Annotated in this window: 17 protein-coding genes and 1 pseudogene; 3 read left to right on the forward strand and 15 right to left on the reverse strand. The window is 37.6% G+C overall.

Going from position 1 to position 17,909, the window contains the following annotated elements; translation table 11 throughout:
• Nucleotides 1-265 precede the first annotated feature (265 nt).
• Together OM074_RS12680 and OM074_RS12685 are read right to left on the reverse strand one after the other, a co-directional pair.
• On the reverse strand, nt 266-721 hold the full coding sequence (locus OM074_RS12680; protein WP_301200084.1) for a GTP-binding protein: 456 nt from the start codon (nt 719-721) through the stop codon (nt 266-268).
• A pseudogene (locus OM074_RS12685) lies at nt 704-1,237 on the reverse strand (CobW family GTP-binding protein); the annotation flags it as partial. The gene OM074_RS12680 and the pseudogene OM074_RS12685, both read right to left, overlap by 18 nt.
• Nucleotides 1,238-1,435: 198 nt before the next feature.
• Here OM074_RS12685 and asnA point away from each other — a divergent pair.
• Nucleotides 1,436-2,473, forward strand: coding sequence for an aspartate--ammonia ligase (gene asnA, locus OM074_RS12690; RefSeq protein ID WP_301199962.1), 1,038 nt, complete (start codon nt 1,436-1,438; stop codon nt 2,471-2,473).
• A 45-nt stretch (nt 2,474-2,518) separates the two neighbouring features.
• Here the strand turns inward: asnA and OM074_RS12695 are convergent, their stop codons facing one another.
• The 3 genes from OM074_RS12695 to OM074_RS12705 form a co-directional block, all read right to left on the reverse strand.
• Nucleotides 2,519-3,205: a head GIN domain-containing protein gene (locus OM074_RS12695; RefSeq protein ID WP_301199964.1), complete on the reverse strand. Its 687-nt coding sequence runs from the start codon at nt 3,203-3,205 to the stop codon at nt 2,519-2,521.
• A gap of 151 nt (nt 3,206-3,356) precedes the next feature.
• A complete protein-coding gene (locus OM074_RS12700; protein ID WP_301199966.1) occupies nt 3,357-4,376 on the reverse strand; it encodes a 2-oxoacid:ferredoxin oxidoreductase subunit beta in 1,020 nt (339 codons plus the stop codon).
• Nucleotides 4,377-4,379: 3 nt separating this feature from the next.
• Nucleotides 4,380-6,227 carry a 2-oxoacid:acceptor oxidoreductase subunit alpha gene (locus OM074_RS12705; RefSeq protein WP_301199968.1) on the reverse strand — a complete coding sequence of 616 codons (1,848 nt, stop codon included), beginning with the start codon at nt 6,225-6,227 and terminating at the stop codon, nt 4,380-4,382.
• A gap of 444 nt (nt 6,228-6,671) precedes the next feature.
• Between OM074_RS12705 and OM074_RS12710 the strand changes: the two genes are divergently transcribed.
• A complete protein-coding gene (locus tag OM074_RS12710) occupies nt 6,672-7,187 on the forward strand; it encodes a gamma carbonic anhydrase family protein (protein ID WP_301199970.1) in 516 nt (171 codons plus the stop codon).
• Nucleotides 7,188-7,262: 75 nt separating this feature from the next.
• On the opposite strand, the gene OM074_RS12715 is transcribed toward OM074_RS12710, so the two are convergent.
• The 9 genes from OM074_RS12715 to OM074_RS12755 form a co-directional block, all read right to left on the reverse strand.
• The gene (locus tag OM074_RS12715; protein WP_301199972.1) at nt 7,263-8,978 is read right to left on the reverse strand and encodes a S41 family peptidase; all 1,716 of its coding nucleotides are present in this window, start codon (nt 8,976-8,978) and stop codon (nt 7,263-7,265) included.
• Nucleotides 8,979-8,982: 4 nt separating this feature from the next.
• Nucleotides 8,983-9,687 carry a phosphoadenylyl-sulfate reductase gene (locus OM074_RS12720; RefSeq protein ID WP_301199974.1) on the reverse strand — a complete coding sequence of 235 codons (705 nt, stop codon included), beginning with the start codon at nt 9,685-9,687 and terminating at the stop codon, nt 8,983-8,985.
• 104 nt (nt 9,688-9,791) lie between these two features.
• Nucleotides 9,792-10,820 carry a 6-phosphofructokinase gene (locus OM074_RS12725; RefSeq protein WP_301199975.1) on the reverse strand — a complete coding sequence of 343 codons (1,029 nt, stop codon included), beginning with the start codon at nt 10,818-10,820 and terminating at the stop codon, nt 9,792-9,794.
• A 44-nt stretch (nt 10,821-10,864) separates the two neighbouring features.
• Nucleotides 10,865-11,707, reverse strand: coding sequence for a universal stress protein (locus OM074_RS12730; protein WP_301199977.1), 843 nt, complete (start codon nt 11,705-11,707; stop codon nt 10,865-10,867).
• 337 nt (nt 11,708-12,044) lie between these two features.
• A complete protein-coding gene (gene queA, locus OM074_RS12735; protein ID WP_301199980.1) occupies nt 12,045-13,094 on the reverse strand; it encodes a tRNA preQ1(34) S-adenosylmethionine ribosyltransferase-isomerase QueA in 1,050 nt (349 codons plus the stop codon).
• A 143-nt stretch (nt 13,095-13,237) separates the two neighbouring features.
• On the reverse strand, nt 13,238-13,939 hold the full coding sequence (gene truB / locus OM074_RS12740) for a tRNA pseudouridine(55) synthase TruB (protein ID WP_301199982.1): 702 nt from the start codon (nt 13,937-13,939) through the stop codon (nt 13,238-13,240).
• Nucleotides 13,939-14,730: an undecaprenyl-diphosphate phosphatase gene (locus tag OM074_RS12745; protein ID WP_301199984.1), complete on the reverse strand. Its 792-nt coding sequence runs from the start codon at nt 14,728-14,730 to the stop codon at nt 13,939-13,941. Before OM074_RS12745 ends, truB begins: the two co-directional genes overlap by 1 nt.
• Nucleotides 14,731-14,882: 152 nt before the next feature.
• Entirely contained in the window at nt 14,883-15,128 is a 246-nt protein-coding gene (locus OM074_RS12750; RefSeq protein ID WP_301199986.1) for a DUF3098 domain-containing protein, read from the reverse strand.
• 9 nt (nt 15,129-15,137) lie between these two features.
• A complete protein-coding gene (locus OM074_RS12755) occupies nt 15,138-16,016 on the reverse strand; it encodes a cell division protein FtsX (protein ID WP_301199987.1) in 879 nt (292 codons plus the stop codon).
• Nucleotides 16,017-16,256: 240 nt separating this feature from the next.
• Between OM074_RS12755 and OM074_RS12760 the strand changes: the two genes are divergently transcribed.
• Entirely contained in the window at nt 16,257-16,937 is a 681-nt protein-coding gene (locus tag OM074_RS12760) for a hypothetical protein (RefSeq protein WP_301199989.1), read from the forward strand.
• A gap of 105 nt (nt 16,938-17,042) precedes the next feature.
• Here OM074_RS12760 and OM074_RS12765 read toward each other — a convergent pair whose 3' ends face one another.
• Nucleotides 17,043-17,768, reverse strand: coding sequence for an energy transducer TonB (locus OM074_RS12765; protein ID WP_301199991.1), 726 nt, complete (start codon nt 17,766-17,768; stop codon nt 17,043-17,045).
• Between the last annotated feature and the right edge of the window lie 141 nt (nt 17,769-17,909).

Below are 17,909 nucleotides of genomic sequence, written 5' to 3' on the forward strand. Positions count from 1 at the left end.
ATTTAAAAAAAAATATCCACACATTTCCGCCTGGATTGAGCCATCAAATCTTAATTTGGGGACAAATACCATACAGTTCAATGATACTAATAAGAGAGCTAGGTGGTTAGTGGTAATAGAACAAAATTTGTTTGATAAAAAAAGAAAATATTTTTAAAAAATACACCCCCGGGCAACTGTAATTCATTTTTATCGAGTTTTTTAAAGACGTGGTGTCTTCATTTTCTGTTGGATTTTTATTTTAAATGACATTTTACTGATGGGGTTATTGTTTAGGGAGCAAGGGAGATATGGTGTTTAAGGTATTAAGGATTTCATTCTTATCTAGTCCTGTTCCTATAAACACCAGTCTGTTGATACGGGCTTCATCATCCCATTCTGCTCCCTGGTATACCTGAAACTGGTTTCCCACTGACTGGAGGATAATTTTGTGCTTCATTCCATTGATGCTTAGTACGCCTTTAATCCGTAAAATATTTTTGGAATTGTCGTTTAAAAATGCTTCGAGCCATTTGGATATTTTTTCCATGTCAAAATCCTTTTCAAGTACGATGGAAACAGGTTGTATTGAATGCTTGGGGGCAAAAGCTATAGATGAAAAGTCGGTTACTGTCTTTTCAATTTCTTTGGGATGATGGGCATTGTTGTGCAGCAATGCTTTGTAGGATGTATTACCAAATGTACATTGTTCTATATTGGCAAGGGGATTAATAGATTGCACCGCTATTTTTACTTCGGATAAAACATCCGGTGTTATTAAATCAGTTTTGTTTATCAAAACCATGTCCGACAAAGCCACCTGTTTCCTTATTTCAGGGAATAGGGGGTGTTGCGTTAAAAACAAACTGGCATCAACAATTGAGATAACTCCATCAAGCTTAAAATATTTTTGTACCCTTTTCCCGTTAAACATCATTACAATCTCTTCCGGATCAGCAATGCCTGTAGCTTCAATAAGCATATAGTCATGCTTTATTTTCGACATGATGATACTGTTTAGAACCGTGCCCAACTCTGTTTTTAAAGAACAACAGATACAGCCGTTTGTAAGCTCATAAATACTGTTGTTGCTTCCTTTTTATAACAGACTGCCGTCAATATTGATTTCGCCAACTTCGTTTTCAATAATTAATATTTTTAACTCGTTGTAGTTTTTAAGAATATTGTTTAGTACAGTTGTTTTTCCCGCTCCTAAAAAGCCGGTAATAATCGTAACAGGAATTGGTGTATTTTCCATTTTTAGAATGAGTGATTTTGGATAAGCTCTGCAAAAATAATAAAACACTGAACATACCAACAAAGTTTAAAGCATGGTTGTACATTGTGTATAATACTACTTGCGTGCATTTTTGTTTTTTAGATTGATAATTGCAAGCCCAATATTGCTAATTGAAAAATCAATACTTAAATTGTGATATCATATTATTTTTAAGTTATGGCAAAATTATTTATACCAAAAAATTACAAATCCCATCTGGATTTGAAACAGACAGAACATGCAATTAAAACCGTTAAGGATTTTTTTCAGAGTTCTTTGGCTTCTGAGTTAAGGTTAAGAAGGGTTACAGCCCCACTTTTTGTAATGAAAGGAACTGGTATCAACGATGATTTAAATGGAACAGAACGACCGGTATCTTTCCCTATTAAAGAATTTAATGATGCCCCGGCTGAGGTAGTGCATTCCCTGGCAAAGTGGAAAAGGATGATGCTGGCAGATTATAATATTGAAAGTGGATATGGATTGTATACAGATATGAACGCAATTCGCCCAGATGAAGAGCTGAGTAACATACATTCGTTATATGTGGATCAATGGGATTGGGAGCGCCATATCTCTGGTGAAGAATACAATATCGGTTTTCTGAAATATATTGTTAAAAAAATATATGAGGTAATGAAGCGCACCGAATTTATTGTTTTTGAGAGGTACCCTGAAATAATTCCCATATTACCTCATGATATTACTTTTATCCATTCACAGGAGTTGCTCGAAAAATATCCGGATTTTTCTCCAAAGGAAAGGGAAGATGCTGCGGCAAAAGAATTTGGGGCTGTTTTTTTAGTAGGAATAGGAGGAAAGCTGACTAATGGCGAAAAACATGATGGACGAGCACCGGATTATGACGACTGGACATCCGTAGCAGAAAATGGGCACAAAGGATTGAATGGTGATATTTTGGTTTGGAATCCCATACTGGAGCGTTCGTTTGAGCTGTCTTCTATGGGGATACGTGTGAGTCCGGAGGTCTTACAGCAACAGTTGGAAATTGAAGGTTGTCCTGAACGTAAAGAGTTGATGTTCCATAAGCGATTGTTATCAGGAGAACTTCCGTTATCCGTAGGTGGTGGTATTGGCCAGTCACGGTTGTGTATGTTCTTTTTGCGTAAGGCACATATCGGAGAAATACAGTCGAGTATATGGCCTGACGATATGCGTAAGGAATGTGCCCAAAATGGTATTGTTTTGGTATAAATTGATATTTCCCGGTGCAACACATATTGCACCGGGAGTATATATTTAAAACCTTCTTACGTCGCCACCTCCGCTTTTATTAATCTTTATGTTTGGGGGAGTTCCCCTGTAATGCACGTCACTGCCACCACTGGCAGTAGCTTTTAGTTCTTCAGTGGCATTCACATAGGCATCCGAGCCTCCCGAACAGGACACGTTTACATTTTTCGCAACAAGTTTACCTGCATCTATGTCCGAACCACCAGAACAAGTGGCATCAATATTTACCGATTCCCCTTTTACAGAGATATCAGATCCTCCTGAGCAAACCAGTTTAATGTCGTGGGTTTTTGTTGTCAGGTATATATCGGCACCTCCCGAACTTATTAGGGTCAGGTTATTTTCTTCCATTCCGCCAACACCCCTGATATCGGCTCCTCCAGAAGCAGAAATTCTTTTAAATTCAGGAGCAGTAACATGCACCTTTTTTACATCTCTGGAGCTCCATTTGAACCTTCCTTTTACATATATGTGGAGCGTTTCATCTTTTACTTCGGTAATAATACGGTGTATGGAGCTCTTTTGAGATTCTACGATTACATTAAATTCGTTCCCTTGTGTTATGTAAACATCTATTCCAGAACTGGCAGATAGCGAGTTGAAGGATTGAGTTTCGCGGACTTCTTTTTCCTGTGCAAAGATGGAGGTGGCTGTAATGGCGACCATTAACAATGTAACTAACGATTTTCTCATAACAATGGTTTTTCTTTTTGTATAGTGTGAGACGCATTGCAAAGAGCAGAAGTTACAACATGTATGTATAATAATCAAAAAAAGGTTGCAGCGTTATAGCCACAACCTTTTATAGTATTTCACGATAGTTTAATTTATCATGTTGGCAAAGTTATTTTACTTCCCAGGTTTCACCTGAATTTACCATTTCTTCAAAAGTTGAAATGGTTGTTTTTTCTTGTATTTCTTGAAGTTGTGTTTCAACATCTTCATCATAGATATGTTCATCCACTGATCGAATAACACCCAGAGCTACAGGTAATTCAGGATATTCCATATTCGACAGTTTGCGGTGCATAGAAACATGATAGTTATGCGCATCATGTACCAGGATATCTTCCATAGTATAGCCATCCTTGCCTATAGTAACTGCTTTGAGGTTATGATTTTCATCCAAAACAAGACCTTTGTCCTTATTTTCACCAAAAATCATTTTTTCGCCATGATGAAGCACTATAGTTCTGTCTGCTTTGTGTTTTTTATCAGTGATGGCTTCGTGTGTTTTGTCATTATAAATCACACAGTTTTGCAATACTTCAACAATGGATGTCCCTTTGTGTTTTGCAGCCTCAACCATTATGTCAACCGATAGTTTTAGCTCTTTGTCAACAGTACGTGCAAAAAACTGGCTTCCTGCCCCAAGGGCTAACTGGCCGGGCTTAAATGGATCTTCAACTGTTCCAAAAGGCGATGTTTTTGAAATAAAGCCCCGTTTTGAAGTAGGTGAATACTGTCCTTTGGTTAATCCATAAATTTGATTGTTGAAAAGAATCACGTTAATATCAATGTTTCTTCGAATCAAATGGATAAAATGGTTTCCTCCAATTGCCAAAGCATCTCCATCTCCGGTAATTTCCCAAACCTGAAGTTTGGGGTTGGCAACTTTTACTCCGGAAGCAACAGCTGCTGCGCGACCATGAATGGTATGAAAACCGTATGTATTCATGTAATAAGGAAACCTGGAAGAACAACCAATTCCTGATATTACAGCTACGTTGTGTGGTTGTACATTTAGCCTTGCCATAGCTTTTTGAACAGAATTCAGGATGGCATGGTCGCCACACCCCGGGCACCAACGTACGCTTAAATCACTTTTAAAATCTGTATATTGAAATTCGCAAATCTTGCTCATCGTTTATTCCTCCAATAATTTTTTAAACTGTTCTTTTAATTCAACCACAGTAAACGGTAATCCTTGTACCTTATTGAATTGCCTGTATGGTATTTCAGGAAAGTTCATCCGTAAATAGTTGGCAAATTGTCCCAGATTCAATTCACAAACGATAATCTTCTTGTATTTTTTAAGTACATCGTAAGTGTTTTTGGGCAGTGGATTGATATAATTAAAATGAGCCAGGGCAACATTTATGCCTTCTTGCTTCAATTCATCAACTGCAGTATATAAATGACCAAATGTACCACCCCATCCAACAACTAAAACGTCACTATCAGGGCAGCCAAGTACATCTTGTTCAGGGATGTGGTTTTCAATATTTTTAACCTTTGCCTGGCGTGTATCTACCATTTTTTGGTGGTTTGGACCATCATAAGAAACCCCTCCTGTTAATTCATCCTTCTCCAAACCTCCAATCCGGTGCATTAATTTTGGAGTGCCTGGTTTTGCCCAGCTGCGAACCAACGATTTAGGATCGCGCATATAGGGTAGCCAATTGTCTGGGTTTCCTGTTACCCTTTTGGCTTTTATTTCAGGATAATCTTTTAAATCAGGAATTCTCCATGGCTGTGTGCCGTTGGCTAGAAATCCGTCAGTAAGCAAAATCACTGGAGTCATGTGTTCTACTGCAATTTTTGCTGCATAAAAGGCATACTCAAAGCAGTTGATTGGCGAAGAAGCTGCTATTACAACGCAGGGGCTTTCTCCGTTTCGGCCATATAGGGCCTGGAACAAGTCGCTTTGCTCGGTTTTGGTTGGCAATCCTGTAGAAGGGCCTCCGCGCTGAACATTTACAATAACAATTGGGAGTTCGGCTATTACTGCCAGGCCGATAGCTTCACCTTTTAATGCTAAACCCGGGCCAGACGTGGTAGTCACAGCTAAGTCTCCGGCAAAACTGGCACCAATAGCAGTACAAATTCCGGCAATTTCATCTTCAGCCTGGAAAACCTTAACACCTAAATCTTTACGGGCAGATAGTTCCTGAAGGATTTCGGTTGCAGGAGTAATAGGGTAGGATCCTAAAAACAACTCAAGATTTGCTTTCTGGGATGCCGCAATCAATCCCCATGCAACAGCAGTGTTACCGTTTAGGTTACGGTACCTACCTTTTTCAATTGAAGCCGGGTTTATATGATATGAAGGAGTTACTGCCTGAATGATAACGCCATAGTTATACCCTTCTTTAAGTACTTTAAGGTTGGCTTCAACAACCAACGGTTTTTTAGCAAATTTCTTTTTAATAAACTCATTTGTATGAGTCAATGGGCGGTCAAATAGCCAATAAACCAGTCCTAAAGCGTACATATTTTTACTCCTTAGAATGCTTTTATGATCTAGCCCCATGCCTTTTAAACTCTCTTTGGTAAGAGTTGTGATGGGGGCTTTGATGATGTTAAAACCACCAAGCTTGTCCTCAACAATAGGATCGTTGGTTTGGTAGCCAGCCTTAGCAAGATTTTTGTCGTCAAAACTGTCCACATCCATAATGATTGTACCTCCGGCCTTTACCCATTGCGCGTTTGCTTTAAGTGCAGCCGGATTCATGGCTACCAGCACATCTGCGTAATCACCTGGAGTATAAACCTCGGTATGCCCGAAATGTACCTGAAAACCAGATACACCACCAATAGTTCCTTGAGGAGCCCTAATTTCAGCCGGGTAATCAGGGAATGTAGAAATATCATTCCCAAAAATAGCTGAGGTATTCGAAAATAAAGTTCCTGTTAGCTGCATGCCGTCTCCGGAGTCTCCTGAGAATCGAACTACCACCTCGTCACGTTCGATTACTTTTGAACTTCTTCCCATAATAATTTTAATCTGTTAATATCTGGATTCTTCAATGAAACTTTAAGATAATATAAAAGACAAGATTTATCAACATCATTCATCCTGTTAAAATGATGCAATTAATCTTGATTCAGATATTAATCCTTAAAGTTTCGTTCACGTTAATTTAAAAGTAAAGGTAGGGTGTATGAAAAAACAAAAGCTTGACTATAGTCAGCTTTTTGTATGAATATCAATATTTTAGTGAGGTTTGTGTTGTATGCAAAATCAATTCCAAAACGTGTTAAGCAAAGATTATTAGGTTAATATATAAAAATCTAAGTAGGTTGCGGAGCAAAGTTTTTTTCGAAAAAAACGCAGGCGCCTGAACAAAACATAGAAAACACTGCTTTATAGCAATGCGAACCAGTGTGTTGTTTGTGCGTAAAAAGCTATTTTTGCGACTTAAATAAAATTATAGATATGGCTTTAATAAAGGAAGTGAGGGGATTTACCCCCAAAATTGGTGAAAATGTTTATTTGGCCGAAAATGCTACTATAGTTGGCGATGTTGAGATTGGGAACGATTGTAGTGTTTGGTTCAATGCTGTTTTAAGGGGAGATGTTAACTCTATTAAAATAGGGAATAAGGTAAATATCCAGGATGGATCAGTATTGCATACACTATATCAGAAGTCAACAATTGAAATTGGCGACAATGTATCAATTGGCCATAATGTAACAATTCATGGTGCAAAAATTGAGAATGATGTATTGGTAGGGATGGGTGCAACAATCTTAGATCATGCAGTTATTGGCGAAAACTCGATTATTGCGGCAAACTCATTGGTGTTGAGTAACACCAAGGTGGAGCCCAATAGTGTTTATGCAGGTGTTCCGGCAAAAAAAGTTAAGGATATTGAGCCTGAACAAACAAAGGAAATGATTGAGAAGATTGCGAATAATTATTTGATGTACTCTAGCTGGTATAAGGAATAATCATTTGAGAAGTCAGAAGTCGGAAGTTTGAAGTTGTATACTTCATACCACCGACTTCTGTCTTCTTTTTCAACACTACTTTATGCCACGTTTGTCTCCGGCATGGCTTAATACAGTTCCTTTCAATATCCCATTGTATTTAGATGGATCAGAAAGTATTTCAAGAGCTTTATCAAGCTCCTCATCTTCTTGCAGGCTGTATTTAATAGCACCCTTCTGGTAGTAATATCTTTTAATAATTTCAGCACCTAATAATTCAGAAATCTCTTTTCTAAAAATATTCAAGTCTTTCTGAACATCAAGTTTTAGTAACTTCTCAAGTTGTTCAAATTCGGCTTTTGATTTTTCATAATATTCTTCTCTTTTAGCTGTTTGCTTTAGCTTCTTAAGTGCATCCTGAGTAGCCGACTCATATTTAAAATCTTCTTTTGACGCAACAAAAGCCTTAAAATTATCAAATATTGCATCGGTAATTTTAAATCTCTCAGCACTTGAAATCTCTTTGTTTTTAATGCAAAAGTCGGTGGCAAAGTTGAAGAACATGTTTTGGGCAACCAGGGCAAACGAAATGTTGCCATATTTGGTGATGTCCACTTTTACATCCGGCGATACGCCTCCGCCATCATATACCGAACGGCCACCAAATGTTTTAAATTCTGAAATCAGCGAATCTGGTATCAGTCCCACGCTTCCATCTTCGTTTCTGTTACTGTAATCTACGGCCTGGATACATCTTCCGCTTGGAATATAGTATTTGGCAGTTGTAACTTTTAGCTTGCTGTTATATGATAGATTACGGGTTGTTTGTACCAATCCCTTTCCAAAAGAGCGTTGGCCAACAAGCACCGCCCGGTCCATATCTTGAAGACTGCCAGCTACAATTTCAGATGCTGATGCGGAGCCCCTGCTGATTAAAACAGTTAAAGGAATTATGGTGTCAACAGGTTCTTTTGTGGCCCGGTATACTTTGTCCCATTGCTTTACTTTTCCCCTGGTAGAAACCACTTCAGAGCCTTTTTTAACAAACAGGTTTACAATCTTAACTGCATCATCTAATAATCCACCGGGATTTGCTCTAAGGTCCAGGATGATACTTTGCGCACCTTGATTTTCCTTTAAATCAATAAGTGCTTTTTCAACTTCTTTGGAGCAGTTTTGAGTGAAATTGTTCAAAATAATAATTCCTGTTTTGTCATTAACCATACCGAAGTAAGGAACAGGGTTTATTGATATTTTTTCCCGGATAAGCTCTATGGTAAGAGGTTTATTAGTTCCCGGGCGGTCAATTTTTAGTTTTAAGGGAGTATTGGGGGCTCCTTTTAAAAGTTCACTGACTTCGGAACTTGCTTTCCCAACTACATGTACTCCATTTACTTCAAGAAGTTTGTCGCCTGCTTTTAAACCTGCTTTTTGAGCCGGAAAACCTTCATATGGCTCTGCTATGACTATGTATTCACCGTTTTTCGAAATAAGCGATCCCATGCCACCATATTCTCCGGTTGTCATAAACTTAAAGTCCTCCATATCATCTTCCGGGATGTATGTGGTATATGGGTCAAGCGACTCCAACATGTTGTCGATGCCTGTTTTTATTAATTTTTCCGGATTTGTTTCGTCAACGTAATAGCTATTTAATTCCCTGAAAAGGGTATAAAATATATCCAGGTTTTTGATGATAGAAAAGTTTCGTTTATCATCATTGTTAAAGCCGAGTAGCCCGACTGAAACCACCATAACGATCAACATACTGCTGATCCATTTTACTCGGCTCGATTTTAAAAATCTGTTCATTCGTTTATTTTTTATGTAATCCACATTCTTTAGTATCCGGGTTTTCCCAATACCAACGTCCAGCCCTGATATCTTCGCCTTCTAGCACGGCTCTTGTACAAGGTTGGCATCCGATACTCGGAAAATCTTTATCGTGAAGGGGGTTGTATGGGATTCCGTTTTCTTTTATGTAGTCCCAAACATCCTTCTCGCTCCAGTTTGCCAGTGGATTAATTTTTAAAATGTTATTATTTTCATCCCATTCAACAATCTGTATGTCGGTTCTGGTTACTGATTGATCAGCCCTTAAGCCACATATCCATGCATCTAATCCTTCAAAAGCTCTTTTTAAAGGTTCCAGTTTTCGGTTGTAGCAGCACTCTTTTCTGTTTTCAATACTGTCGTAAAAAAGATTGATACCTTTTTGTACAACCATTTTTTGTACATTTTCCGATTTGGGGAAATAAACCTCAAGCTTTGTTTTGTATCGCTTGTTGGTACGATCTATTAGATCATAGGTTTCAGGAAATAATCTTCCCGTATCGAGGGTAAATATCCTGGCATTATTGTTAACGCTCAAAATCATTTGTGTCAATACCTGATCTTCCGCACCAAGGCTTGATGCCAGAGCAATTTTATCATCATATTTTTCTAAGAAATAGGAGATGACTTCAATTGGGCCGGCATTTAAAAATTTTTTGTTTAGTTCTGATATTTCTTCTCTTGTCATTACTTTATAAAGCTTAAAAAGCGACTAAATTTGTTATGGTACAAATATAGCCGCACTTATTTTTATAGGTTAACAAACCTTTTTTCTGTGTTCTTTTCAAATTATTATTGCCCGAAAGATACGCCCAGGTTAATTGCTTTTTCAACAAGCGTGTTGTCTGGTTCAATCAATCTGGTTTTTCCTCCAACTTCTTCAAGAGGAACTGAGGTTATTTCGCCTCCTTTGATAGAGACCATAGTTCCAAATTCATGGTCATGAATCAATTTGGCAGCATACGATCCATATCTGGTAGCTAAAATCCTGTCAGCCGGAGATGGGCTGCCTCCTCGTTGGATATATCCCAGTATGGTTTCCCTGGTTTCAATACCGGTTCTGGCCATAATTTCTTTTCCAATGTATCTGGCGGCATTTTTCTTGTTTGGCGTTTTGATGCCTTCTCCCACAACAATAATAGAATAGGGTTTCCCTTTTTCGGCTCTTGAAATAACCGTTTGGGCTACCACATCCATATCATATTCCATTTCAGGAAGCAGAATTACATCCCCGCCTCCTGCAAGGCCTGAATGCAGAGCGATCCAGCCGGCATTGTGTCCCATTACTTCTATTACCATTACCCTTTTGTGTGAATTGGCAGTGGTATGAAGCCTGTCGATGGCATCAGTTGCAATGTTTACAGCAGAATCAAACCCAAAAGTCACATCGGTTCCCCAAACATCGTTATCAATGGTTTTGGGAAGCCCAACAATATTTAGTCCTTCCTTTGCCAGTAAGTTGGCTGTTTTCTGAGTTCCATTTCCACCAATACAAACCAAAGCGTCCAGGCCAAGCCTTTCATAGTTTTCCAGAATAACCTGCGGTTTATCATCAACAGTATCCCCATCCTGTGGTTTAAATGGCTTCATTCTGGAGGTACCTAAAATAGTGCCGCCCAATGTTAAAATCCCGGACAGCTTATCCTCGGTTAGTTCTTCGTATTCTCTGTCAATTAATCCACTAAAACCATTGGAAATACCAATAACTTCCATACCGTACTGGACTATTGCTGTTTTTCCTACTCCTCTTATTGCTGCATTTAAACCAGGGCAATCGCCCCCTGCCGTTAAAATTCCAATTTTTGTCTTTTTACCTGTCATGATAAACGTGTTTTAATTGAACGCGTAAATTTAATTTAAAATAACTATTGATGAAAGAATAACATAGGTATATCTACATTAAAAAGCATGGTTTTAGTTAAACTTGGGTGCAATAATTTAGAGATAATATTTCTTTTTTTGCGAGTTATGGCCAAAAGGTCAATGTCAGTATTTTTTATGTATTCGTTAGCTGCCTGTAAAATGTCTTCCCCGTAAATGTACTCAGATTGCATTCTTTGATTTCGATATGTTGAGGTACAATATTCTGCGTACTCATTGAGCAGATCAATGTCTGCTTTTTCTTTCCCGCCGTTGCAATATTGTACACTGTGAATCATGGTGTCAAAGGACATGATTAAACGGATAAGCTTGTGCAATGAGGTGTATTCGCACTGGCAAAAATCTGTTAAAAACAAGATGTTTTGTAGTTTGTTAAGGTTCAGATCGTAATCTTTGGGGACTGCAAGAACAGGAAAATGGATGCTGTTGATGATGTCTAAAGTAACGCTTCCTAGCAATTCTTTTATGGTTTCGCCTTTGCTTTTGGTCCCCATAATAACCAGGTCGGGGTGGTAGCTGTTGCAGAACTCAGGTATGGCATCCTCTGGGTATCCTTCAATTATTTTTGTTTTTATGATGATGCCTTCAGATAAAGAATCTGCTATGGCCTGTTGTTTTATTTTTTCAAGTTCATTGCCGGCTTCTTGCTGTGAAGTTATTTTTGGGTAATTATAAGGCTCGTCATTTTGATCCTCTTCAAGATATGGAGTGTAAGCATGCAGAAGGGTTATTTCACTTTGAAATTTTTGGGCCAAAAGTAAACAGTAGTTGATTGCGTTTATTGTGTATGGCTCGAAATTAATGGGCACTAAAAATCTGATGTACATGTTTTCTCCTTTCTTATTGAAGTGATTTCATGCTATAAGATATATAAATTTAATCAAAATTTATCCTCTTCGAAAAAAAATGGAAGGACAAAAGTTGGTGTTGTCGAATTGTTTATGGCTAAATGTGTTTGTGTGTTTTGTGTATTGAGGAGGTAGAGCTTTGTACACTTGCAGGTTGATATATTTTTCCGAACACCAGGGGGATATTGGGATGGCTTTGCTTTTGAAAAATATTGTGTACAGAAGGTGTTTTAAAAGGGTGGTGGGTGTGAAAGAAAAAGGCCACATCGTAATTAATGTGGCCTTTGATATTGATCGATACTGTTATCCTCTATTTTTATATAATGAGCATGGCGTCTCCATAAGTACCAAATCGGTACTTTTCTTTTACGGCAACGTCGTAGGCATTCATTAGGTTATCGTATCCTGCAAATGCAGCCGTCATCATCATTAACGTCGACAGAGGAAGATGAAAGTTAGAAATCATGCAATTGGCAACGCTGAATTCATACGGAGGGAAGATGAATTTGTTAGTCCACCCTTCGAAAGGTTTTACGTGCCCAAAGGTAGAAACAGAGCTTTCAATGGTTCTCATTACAGTCGTTCCTACTGCACATATTTTCTTTTTAGCCTCCTTGCCGATATTGATTATATTACAAGCTTCTTCGGTAATAAAAATTTGCTCCGAGTCCATCTTGTGTTTTGTTAAATCTTCAACATCAACCGAACGGAAATTTCCCAGTCCCACGTGCAACGTAACTTCGGCAAAGTCAACCCCTATAATTTCCAGCCTTTTCATTAATTCACGGCTAAAGTGCATTCCTGCAGTTGGAGCTGCAACAGCACCTTCATGTTTTGCGTAAATTGTTTGGTAGCGGTCTTTGTCTTCCGGTTCAACTTTGCGGTTTATTATTTTTGGTAGTGGAGTTTCCCCCAATGCAAATAAAGCGTTTTTAAATTCGTCGTGAGGGCCATCATATAAGAATCTTAATGTACGGCCTCTTGAAGTTGTATTGTCGATAACTTCGGCTACCATTTCATCGTCTTCACCAAAGTAGAGTTTGTTTCCTATTCTGATTTTTCTGGCCGGATCAACCAACACGTCCCAAAGCTTTTGTTCTCTGTTTAACTCACGTAAAAGGAATACTTCAATTTCAGCCCCTGTTTTTTCCTTGTTGCCATATAGTCTGGCAGGAAATACTTTGGTGTTGTTGAATATCATTACGTCTTTCTCGTCGAAATATTCAACAAGGTCTTTAAATACTTTGTGTTCAATGGCTCCTGTGTTTTTGTCAATCACCATTAATCTTGATTCGTCGCGGTTTTGAGTTGGGTGTAAAGCAATTAGTTCTTCGGGTAGATTGTACTTAAACTTCGATAACTTCATTTGAAATCTGTTTATTTAATATTAGCCAGCTTTTTTATTGTGTTCAACATTAAAAACATGTTGATTATAAATACATTTTGCAAATGTAACGCAAAATGAGCACAAAGCAACCTTATACGGGGCATTTTTCGAAATGTTACAATTTATTTTAATTTTTTTTCAAGGCTTTCAAGATCCATGCTTTCAGTGTTATGAAACCTGCCTATTCGAGTTCGCTTTAAAGCTGTTAAGTGGGCCCCGCTTCCCAATGCCTTCCCAATGTCCCTGGCAAGCCCCCTAATGTAGGTGCCTTTGCTGCAAACAATGCGAAGGATAAGTTCTGTACTTTCAAAACTTATTACTTCAATTTCTTTGATTATTAGTTTCTTGGGTTTTAAGCCCGGATCCTTTCCATCCCGGGCAAATTCATAAGCTCGTTTTCCCTTGACTTTTACTGCAGAAAATGCTGGAGGAACCTGGTCGAGTTCTCCAATAAAATCTTTAAGTGTGTGGTCTATTAATTCTTTGTTGATGTGTTCGGTTGGATAGGTAGCATCAATTTCTGTTTCCAGGTCGAAAGAAGGGGTGGTTGCCCCCAGTTTCATGGTGGCTATATATTCTTTTTCCTCTGCCTGGTAATTATCGATGGTTTTGGTTGCTTTGCCGGTGCAAACAATTAGCAATCCGGTTGCTAAAGGATCCAGTGTGCCGGCATGGCCAACTTTAAGTTTTTTGACACCAAGGGCAGTGCATAGCAACTTTCTTACTTTGTTGACCAAATCAAAAGATGTCCATCCATACGGCTTGTCGAACAATAAAACTTCACCAGCCTTAAAGTTATATCCTGCTATTATAATATCTTCCATCAAAATCCCCAAATTATTGCAATTGTACCAACAACAGCACAGTAAATAGCAAAATATATTAGTTTTCCTTTTTTAACCAAATTAATCATTGCTTTACAAGCCAGAAGCCCGGATATAAATGCTCCGGTAAAACCTACTAACAGAGGTAAAAAACCTATGGTTCCTGTTGATGAAACATCATCCTTGAGTAGGCTTAAAACGTTTTCTCCAAGGATTGGTATTAATACCATTAAAAATGAAAACCGGGCTACAGCTTCTCTTTTGTTGCCAAGCAGTAAACCTGTAGCAATGGTTGAGCCGGATCGGGAAATGCCCGGTAGTACTGCAATTGTTTGTGCTATTCCAATTATAAAAGCATCTTTAAACGAAACATCTTTATCCTTTGCTTTGGCATAAAATGTAAACGCGAGTAGAGTGGCGGTGATCAGCAACATTGCCCCCACAAGTAAGAGTATTTTGTTGGTATTAAATAGCTCTTCAACATAATCCTTAAAAAATACACCAACAATCCCTATGGGAATCATACTTACTCCAATTTTAAAAATATATTCGGTTTCAGGATTCCATTTGAATGAAAACAAACCTGTAATCAGGTTTGTAATATCTTTTCTGAAAACAACTATTGTGCTTAGTACTGTAGCTCCGTGTACAACTAAAGTAAAAGTTAAATTGTCGGTGGCCTGTACGCCTAAAATGTGTTTGCCAATTTCCAGGTGCCCGCTGCTGCTAACAGGCAAAAACTCTGTTAATCCCTGGATAATTCCAAGAATCAACGCTTCAATCCAACTCATATCAGATAAATTTGTTTTTTATTGTGCGTTCGTGTTTCTGTGTGTTTGAAGGGGAAGAGAATAAACATTAGATTGATTTCAGTGACGTGTATGAAAACACGTAACATAAACACATCTAATGTTTTAGTTCTGTAATTCTACCGCCAATAATGTTATTGTTTTGGTTTTTTCATGATGGCATATATTTCAAAAATAAAGCCCAATAGAACAACCATAGGGGCAAGTGTGATTCGTTGGAATCCATAGATTTCCTCGCTAAAAACGTTTGGATCTTCACTCCGGCCGCCTATCATGAGTACAAAACCTAAAATAATAATGGCAAAACCTACTGCCATTAGCATATAATTATGTTTGGATAGTGCAAATTCAAATTTCTTTTCTTGTTTGTTGCTCGACATAGTATTTTGTTAAAAATATAATTGATCTGTTTTAAGTCGCAGGTATTTGTTTACTGCAAAAAAGGTTGAGACAAGCGATAGCATCATTCCCAGTATAACAACTAAAACAAATAAAACGCCAATAATCTCAATGTTATCAAATCCGATAAATCCACCAAGTTCTTTATGCAGTATGTATATTCCACTTGCTAGTAATCCGTTGGCCAAAACAGCCCCTATGAATCCATGGATTAAACTTGTGCTTATAAACGGTTGTCTGATAAAACCTTTGGTTGCCCCAACCAATTGCATAGTATTGATTAAAAAGCGTTTTGAATAAACCGATAAGCGTATGGTGTTGTTAATTAGTGCAATGGCAATAAGCAGCAGCAAGAGGCTAAAACCAAGTAAAACAAGGCTTATTTTTTTTACGTTTTCATTTACTTTCTGAATTAGGTTTTTCTGGTAAAACACTTCTTTTACCTGAGGGAAAGAAACAAAAACATCTTCTACCTTTTTTATGCTGTCCGGATTGGCATATTCAGCAAACAGTTTAACCTCTATTGATGAAAGCAAGGGGTTGTAGCCAAGAAATTCGATAAAATCTTCACCTAGTTGTTTTTTTAATTCTTCTGCGGCTCTTTCTTTATCGATATATTCTGTTGATTTTACATACGATGAAGCATCAAGATATTTTTGTAATCTGCGAACTTCAGCTTCTCTTACATTGTCTTTTAAAACAATGTTAAAACCAATATTCTCCTTTACGTAATTTGATAATCGCTGAGCATTTAGCATTAAATACCCCACGGCTCCCAATAAAAATAACACCAGGGCAATACTAATTACAGTGGTGAAATAGGAATTTCTGAGCTGTCGTTGTGTATGTTGGTTGTCTTTTTTTGCCATATTACCGTTGAGGTGCGCTTATTAAATCGTTTATATCTTAAATTAATTCAAGAGAATACCGGCGCAAAGATAGTAAAAAGTATTATTTGCTGAGGCGATATTTTTTTATTGTGGTTTAATTTGAAACTGTATCTTATTTGCTGCCTTTTGTTAAAAAAATAAAAAAACGCAACATTATTAGCTTTGTGTATGTAAAGATATGCAACAGCTGAAATATTTAGTGAAATTTAAATGTGTAGGGTGATTATGATTTTAGTGGGGTTATGTGCCGGTGTTGCTTTGGCACAACAAAAAGTGGAGAGGGAATTTCAACCGTTGACAAAGAATGAGGTAGAATTTTTGGGTGAGAAAATGGGAGCCAACAAAAGGCTTTTACCCGAGTTTGAAAAAACTATTTACCATGCTTTGGCATACTTTCCTGAGTTGGAGCAGACTCATATAAAATTCAAGTACCAGAATATTAAAACCACCTTAAATGCTCGTCCAACTATATTATCGTTATTATTTAAGAAAAAAGAGAACCGTAGATATATAGTTCGTATCAATAGTTCAAAACGCGATAGCAGCATTCAATTGTCAAAAGTTTCATATAATGCACAAATCGGTGTTTTGGCGCATGAATTCTCTCATTTCATTGATTATTCGGAGAAAGGTATTTGGGGTATTTTAAAAAGGCTGGCCAGCTATACCAATAAAAAGAGCAAGGCCAGGTTTGAAAAGGAAATTGATCAGATGACCATTGAACGTGGGTTGGGCTGGCAATTGCACGACTGGGCACATACCGTACTGTATGATTCCAATGCAAGTAAAAAATATAAAAAGCTAAAAAGGGAAATTTACCTTACTCCCGGAAAAATCAGAGACTATTTGGCATCATTCACTCCAGAAGTTCAACCGGAATTTGTAGCGCAAAGATTTTAGTATAATTTTTTGACTCTGTATATTTGGGGATATGGAGTTGGAGTATTCCCCATTAACAATAGTATTAATGGGGAATAAGTTCGGTAATAATTTTTATTTACCAAACTAGTTCAAATGAATATCTACCGATTCAAGTCCTGCCTGATATTTTGGATCAACCATTTCCATAAAACGGTTTAGTTTTTCGGCTTTTCTCATTTCGTTGCCGAGTTCTTCATATGTGCATGCTTCCCAAAATACAACAGATGGCTCGTTTGGTTGGTATTTGCTTGCTTCTTTTAAATAGGCAAGTGCCGATTGTAATTTCCGGGTAGATTTTTTATCTGCTTTAACCGATGTTAAGCTAACATTATTTTTAATGGCTTTAGCAGATTCAAATTGTTTTACTGCTGATTCAATGTTGTTCTGAGCCAGTTCTTCTAATGAACTGCCTGAAGGATCTACAAAACGAACATGGATTTCTTTTTGCATTTCTACCGGAGTGCCATTTACACGACCTGGGTTCCATAAGCCAGAAGTCGATTTTAGGCAATTGATCACTTTTTGGTCAGAGGCTTTGGATACAGAATTTTTTACATTAAAATCAGATAGAGTCCCATCTGCATTGATAGTAAAAAGAATTATTACAACACCCTCCTCAAAGTTGTTGTTAATAAGGCTGCTTTTTAGATAGCTACAGATAGGAGAGGATTCAGAACTGTTTATTTCATTTGCACCTTGTTGTCCAATATACTTGGGCGACTCAACTGTGGTTTCTGACAATTCTTTTACCTGGGCAAAAGTAATTACTGCTGAAAGTAGCAGGCCGGTTAATAAGGCAATCTTTTTCATAACGTAAATTAATTTAGTAAAACATTTTTCTTTGTTAGAAATATGCATTTACACATTTTGCTGTCATAAAAATGACTACGGTTAAATTAATAAAGACAGTATTTATGATTGGGGAGAAAACTAAAGACAGTATAAAATTAC

This window comes from Plebeiibacterium marinum, from assembly GCF_026013615.1.
Lineage (GTDB): Bacteria > Bacteroidota > Bacteroidia > Bacteroidales > Marinilabiliaceae > Saccharicrinis > Saccharicrinis marinus_A.

What these genes read in the sequence shown, in the direction of transcription:
- asnA (WP_301199962.1), top strand. Translation starts at nt 1,436, where the DNA reads ATGGCAAAATTATTTATACCAAAAAATTACAAATCCCATCTGGATTTG.
- OM074_RS12695 (WP_301199964.1), bottom strand. Translation starts at nt 3,205, where the DNA reads ATGAGAAAATCGTTAGTTACATTGTTAATGGTCGCCATTACAGCCACC.
- OM074_RS12700 (WP_301199966.1), bottom strand. Translation starts at nt 4,376, where the DNA reads ATGAGCAAGATTTGCGAATTTCAATATACAGATTTTAAAAGTGATTTA.
- OM074_RS12705 (WP_301199968.1), bottom strand. Translation starts at nt 6,227, where the DNA reads ATGGGAAGAAGTTCAAAAGTAATCGAACGTGACGAGGTGGTAGTTCGA.
- OM074_RS12710 (WP_301199970.1), top strand. Translation starts at nt 6,672, where the DNA reads ATGGCTTTAATAAAGGAAGTGAGGGGATTTACCCCCAAAATTGGTGAA.
- OM074_RS12715 (WP_301199972.1), bottom strand. Translation starts at nt 8,978, where the DNA reads ATGAACAGATTTTTAAAATCGAGCCGAGTAAAATGGATCAGCAGTATG.
- OM074_RS12720 (WP_301199974.1), bottom strand. Translation starts at nt 9,687, where the DNA reads ATGACAAGAGAAGAAATATCAGAACTAAACAAAAAATTTTTAAATGCC.
- OM074_RS12725 (WP_301199975.1), bottom strand. Translation starts at nt 10,820, where the DNA reads ATGACAGGTAAAAAGACAAAAATTGGAATTTTAACGGCAGGGGGCGAT.
- OM074_RS12730 (WP_301199977.1), bottom strand. Translation starts at nt 11,707, where the DNA reads ATGTACATCAGATTTTTAGTGCCCATTAATTTCGAGCCATACACAATA.
- queA (WP_301199980.1), bottom strand. Translation starts at nt 13,094, where the DNA reads ATGAAGTTATCGAAGTTTAAGTACAATCTACCCGAAGAACTAATTGCT.
- truB (WP_301199982.1), bottom strand. Translation starts at nt 13,939, where the DNA reads ATGGAAGATATTATAATAGCAGGATATAACTTTAAGGCTGGTGAAGTT.
- OM074_RS12745 (WP_301199984.1), bottom strand. Translation starts at nt 14,730, where the DNA reads ATGAGTTGGATTGAAGCGTTGATTCTTGGAATTATCCAGGGATTAACA.
- OM074_RS12750 (WP_301199986.1), bottom strand. Translation starts at nt 15,128, where the DNA reads ATGTCGAGCAACAAACAAGAAAAGAAATTTGAATTTGCACTATCCAAA.
- OM074_RS12755 (WP_301199987.1), bottom strand. Translation starts at nt 16,016, where the DNA reads ATGGCAAAAAAAGACAACCAACATACACAACGACAGCTCAGAAATTCC.
- OM074_RS12765 (WP_301199991.1), bottom strand. Translation starts at nt 17,768, where the DNA reads ATGAAAAAGATTGCCTTATTAACCGGCCTGCTACTTTCAGCAGTAATT.